This window comes from Synechococcus sp. BA-120 BA3 (assembly GCF_034931285.1).
Classification (GTDB): Bacteria; Cyanobacteriota; Cyanobacteriia; order PCC-6307; family Cyanobiaceae; genus Cyanobium.
Genome location: NZ_JAYGHZ010000386.1, coordinates 1 through 3,815 on the forward strand (window position 1 = coordinate 1; position 3,815 = coordinate 3,815).

General features: G+C 66.3%; 5 protein-coding genes. 2 read left to right on the top strand and 3 right to left on the bottom strand.

What is annotated here, in order from left to right; all coding sequences use genetic code 11:
• The first annotated feature begins 94 nt into the window (after positions 1 to 94).
• On the top strand, positions 95 to 769 hold the full coding sequence (locus VB737_RS15490; RefSeq protein WP_500314273.1) for a hypothetical protein: 675 nt from the start codon (positions 95 to 97) through the stop codon (positions 767 to 769).
• On the opposite strand, the gene VB737_RS15495 is transcribed toward VB737_RS15490, so the two are convergent.
• The 3 genes from VB737_RS15495 to VB737_RS15505 form a co-directional block, all read right to left on the bottom strand.
• Positions 762 to 1,865 carry a fatty acid desaturase family protein gene (locus tag VB737_RS15495; protein WP_500314274.1) on the bottom strand — a complete coding sequence of 368 codons (1,104 nt, stop codon included), beginning with the start codon at positions 1,863 to 1,865 and terminating at the stop codon, positions 762 to 764. The genes VB737_RS15490 and VB737_RS15495 overlap by 8 nt on opposite strands.
• A 118-nt stretch (positions 1,866 to 1,983) precedes the next feature.
• Positions 1,984 to 2,394, bottom strand: a complete 411-nt coding sequence (locus tag VB737_RS15500) for a DUF2752 domain-containing protein (protein WP_500314277.1) — start codon at positions 2,392 to 2,394, stop codon at positions 1,984 to 1,986.
• A 2-nt stretch (positions 2,395 to 2,396) separates the two neighbouring features.
• Positions 2,397 to 3,581 carry an NAD(P)H-quinone oxidoreductase subunit H gene (locus VB737_RS15505; RefSeq protein ID WP_015110378.1) on the bottom strand — a complete coding sequence of 395 codons (1,185 nt, stop codon included), beginning with the start codon at positions 3,579 to 3,581 and terminating at the stop codon, positions 2,397 to 2,399.
• Positions 3,582 to 3,624: 43 nt separating this feature from the next.
• On the opposite strand from VB737_RS15505, the gene mraW reads away from it, so the two are divergent.
• On the top strand, positions 3,625 to 3,815 hold a 191-nt coding region (mraW, locus tag VB737_RS15510; protein WP_500314276.1), incomplete at its 3' end, for a 16S rRNA (cytosine(1402)-N(4))-methyltransferase.

Genomic DNA, 3,815 nt, shown 5'->3' on the forward strand with positions numbered 1-3,815 from the left:
CGACCTTGGCCTTGAACTCGGGGCTATGGGTGCGGCGTTTGCTCATGGGTGGGAGCCCCCTCTTAGGGGCGGTGCCCCGCCTCACAGGTTAACGATGGACCCTGTCCAGAAAAACCAGACCACCTCATGGGCCGCCTTCCTGGCCCATATCCCCACCATTCTGCTGATCTGGGTGGTGACGATCGTCATCGCTGCCATCGGCTTCGTGGCCTCCCTGGCCCTCACCGCCCTGGGGGTGGGCCTCTCCAATGGCGGCGCCGGTGCGGAGGCCGCGGCCGGCCTGGCGGCGGTGCTGGGCAACCTGGTGCAGCTGCCCTTCACGATCCTCTCCAACCTGGTGGGGGTGCTGTTCGTCGCCGTCCCGGCGATGCACTACGCCAGCGGCGAGATCATCGACACCGAAGCCGCGCTGCGGGTGCTGCTGCATCGGCCGGTCCGCTATCTCCTGGCCGGGGTGCTGTTCACCGCGGTGGCCGTCGTCGGTTTCGTGCTCTGCATCCTGCCGGGCATCGCCGTCACCCTCGTGATGCCGATCTACGTCAACAAGGTGTTCCTCACCGACAGTCCCATCCTCGACGCCTTTTCCTCCTCGTTCCAGGCCGTCTATGGATCGCCGCAGGGGCGGACCTTTGCCGGCATCGAACTGCTGGCCTGGCTGCTGGTGCTGGTGGTGTCACTTTTCACCTGTGGCCTGGCCTCCCTGGTGGCGGTGCCGGTGGCCACCTTCTACATCCAGAACGCCGCCTACCACCGGGGGGTGCTCAGCTGAGGGGGCAGGGCCTAGTGATCGTGCCGCAGCTGCTGGCGAAGGTGGTGGCATCGACGTAGTGCCGGGGGGTTCGCATCAGCAGCCGCCAGGCTTCGCGGGCGCCCAGGAGATTGAAGCGTTCCGGATAGTGCTCCAGCAGCAGGGCCCGCACCCGGGGGTAGTACGCCGGATTCATCCCCGGAAAAATGTGGTGTTCGGTGTGGTAGGAGAAGTTGAGGTGAAGCGTGTCGAAGATGCCGGGCATCTTCAGGGAGATGCTGTTGATCAGCGGATCGTTCGTCTCGGTGATCTGGCAGGCCATGTGATTGGTGTAGATGTAGGCAATCACGACGCTGTAGCCGATCCAGATCGGTAGGAAATAGCCGAGGAGCAGCGGCACCGGCCGCAGGCCGATGAAGCCGATGATGGCCAGGTGGACCAGCACCACGGCAACCAGTTCGACGGCGATCTGGCGCCGCTCGCGGCGGCTCACCTGGAAGGAGAACACCGGGTAACGGGTCGATCCGTCGTTGAACAGCAGCACCGAAGTGAGGTTGCGGAAGGCATGCACGCCCCAGGCTGAGCTCATTCCCACCCACAGCCAGAAGGGGTGCACTTCCACTGAGGGGACGAACAGGTTCTGGATCCACTTCCCCCAGCTATCCGGTTGCTCGAGGGTGTAGTTGCGATCCGGATCCTGGGTCGAGTTCGTCTTGCCGTGGTGCTCCCGGTTGTGGACGGCTTTCCATAGGGTGGGGGGCATCCACAGCAAAGCCAGGCCCAGCAGCTGAATGGCCTGACGCAGCTGGGGCTGGCGGATCGCCTTGCTGTGCATCAGGTCGTGGGTGGCGAAGAGCAGCACCACCACGGCATTACCCATCACCAGGGCGAAGGGCAGAAAGATCAGCAGGCCCTGCCAGTGGCTGGCATCAAGCCGGCGGGCCATGGCCCAACCCAGCAGCAGGATCGCCCCGTTCAGGCCGAGAACAACGGGGGTGGCCCGATCGGGCCTGAAGGCCTCGTCCGGCAACAGGGGACGGAGCGATCGGGCGTAGTCGGGCTGGGCAATCAGGCGCTGGGGATCAACGGGGGCGACGGCGCCGGACGGGAGGGGCAAGCAGTTCCTTGGGGCGGCCCGGGGAGCAAGGAGGGGGGCCGATCGGGATGCAGGCTAGGGAGCCCGATTGCCCCGCCGTGCCGTCGGGGCGGGCCCCATGGACAGCCGTCGGCGTGGCTCAGTCGATGAGCGGGAAGGCCTGCAGGCCGATCCCGTAGGTCAGCCCCATCCGGCCGGCCCAGTAGAGCAGCACCAGCACGCCCACAACCAGAAGATGCCGGCCCCGCAGCTTCCAGGGCACCAGCCGGCCGGTGCGCAGCGCCGCCAGCGACCAGAGCACCAGGCCGGCGGCCACCACGGGCCCGAAGGCGTGCAGGGCCACGGCGTCGTCGAAGCGACCCACCAGGCTCGCCGCCGTGGCCCGGGTCAGGTAGCAGGTGGGGCAGGGGATGCCGGTGAGGGCCCGCAGGGGACAGCTGAAGCCGGGCAGGCCCGGATGCAGGCCCTTGAGCACCAGCAGCCCGGTGGCCCCCAGGGGCAGGAGGGGTCTGCAGCGCTCCAGCCGACGGATCCAGCGCCGGCCGGCCATGCTCACCGATCCACCGATCCCATGATCACGTCGATCGAACCCAGGATGGCCATGATGTCGGCCACCTTGGCCCCCTTGAGGATGTGGGGCAGGATCTGGAGGTTGTTGAAATCGGCGGCGCGGATCTTCCAGCGCCAGGGGGTGACGTCGTTGTTGCCCATGATGAACACGCCCAGTTCACCCTTCCCCGATTCCACCCGGCAGTAGAGCTCACCATCGGGAATCTTGAAGGTGGGCGCCACCTTCTTGGCGACGTACTGATAGTCGAAGCCGTACCACTCACTCTTCTTGCCTTCGGCCATCCGCCGGGCCTCGAGATTCTCGGTGGGGCCGCCGGGGATCATGGTGATGGCCTGGCGCAGGATCTTCAGCGACTGGCGCATCTCCTCGATCCGCACCCGGTAGCGGGCGTAGCAGTCACCCTCCTTCTCCCAGGCCACCGACCATTCGAAGTCGTCGTAGCACTCGTAGTGATCCACCTTGCGCAGATCCCAGGGCACGCCGGAGGCTCGCAGCATCGGACCGGAGAGGCTCCAGTTGATCGCCTGCTCCCTGCCGATCACCCCCAGACCCTCGATCCGCTTGCGGAAAATGGGGTTGTTGGTGATCAGTTTTTCGTACTCGTCGATCTTGGGTCCGAACCAGTCGCAGAAGTCGGCGCACTTCTCCAGCCAGCCGTAGGGAAGGTCCACCGCCACCCCGCCGATGCGGAAGTAGTTGTTGTTGATCAGCCGCTGGCCCGTGGCCGCCTCCCAGAGGTCGTAGATCATCTCCCGCTCCCGGAAGATGTAGAAGAAGGGCGTCTGGGCACCCACGTCGGCGAGGAAGGGGCCAAGCCAGAGCAGGTGGTTGGCGATGCGGTTCAGCTCCAGCATCAGCACCCGGATGTAGCTGGCGCGCTTCGGCACCGGCACGTCGGCCAGCTTCTCCGGGGCATTCACCGTGATCGCTTCGTTGAACATGCCCGCCGCGTAGTCCCAGCGGCTCACGTAGGGCACGAACATCACGTTGGTGCGGTTCTCGGCGATCTTCTCCATGCCGCGATGGAGGTAGCCGATCACCGGCTCGCAGTCGATCACGTCCTCGCCGTCGAGGGTCACCACCAGCCGCAGCACTCCGTGCATCGACGGGTGATGGGGGCCGAAGTTGACCACCATCGGCTCGGTGCGGGTCTCGAGCTGGGTCATGCCCTTCGCAAGGAACGGAGTGCCGGGATCTTAGGAAGGTCGGATGGCCGTTTCGTTCGCCCATCTCCCGGTTCTGGCCGATCCGGTGCTCGCGGCCTTCTCCGGGTTGCCTGGACAACCGGTCGGCGCCGGGGAGGCGCTGCTGCTCGACTGCACGCTCGGCGGGGGCGGCCACAGTGCCCTGCTGCTGGCCGAGCACCCCGGGCTTCGCCTGATCGGCCTCGACCGGGACCC

What these genes read in the sequence shown, in the direction of transcription:
- VB737_RS15490 (WP_500314273.1), top strand. Translation starts at nt 95, where the DNA reads ATGGACCCTGTCCAGAAAAACCAGACCACCTCATGGGCCGCCTTCCTG.
- VB737_RS15500 (WP_500314277.1), bottom strand. Translation starts at nt 2,394, where the DNA reads ATGGCCGGCCGGCGCTGGATCCGTCGGCTGGAGCGCTGCAGACCCCTC.
- VB737_RS15505 (WP_015110378.1), bottom strand. Translation starts at nt 3,581, where the DNA reads ATGACCCAGCTCGAGACCCGCACCGAGCCGATGGTGGTCAACTTCGGC.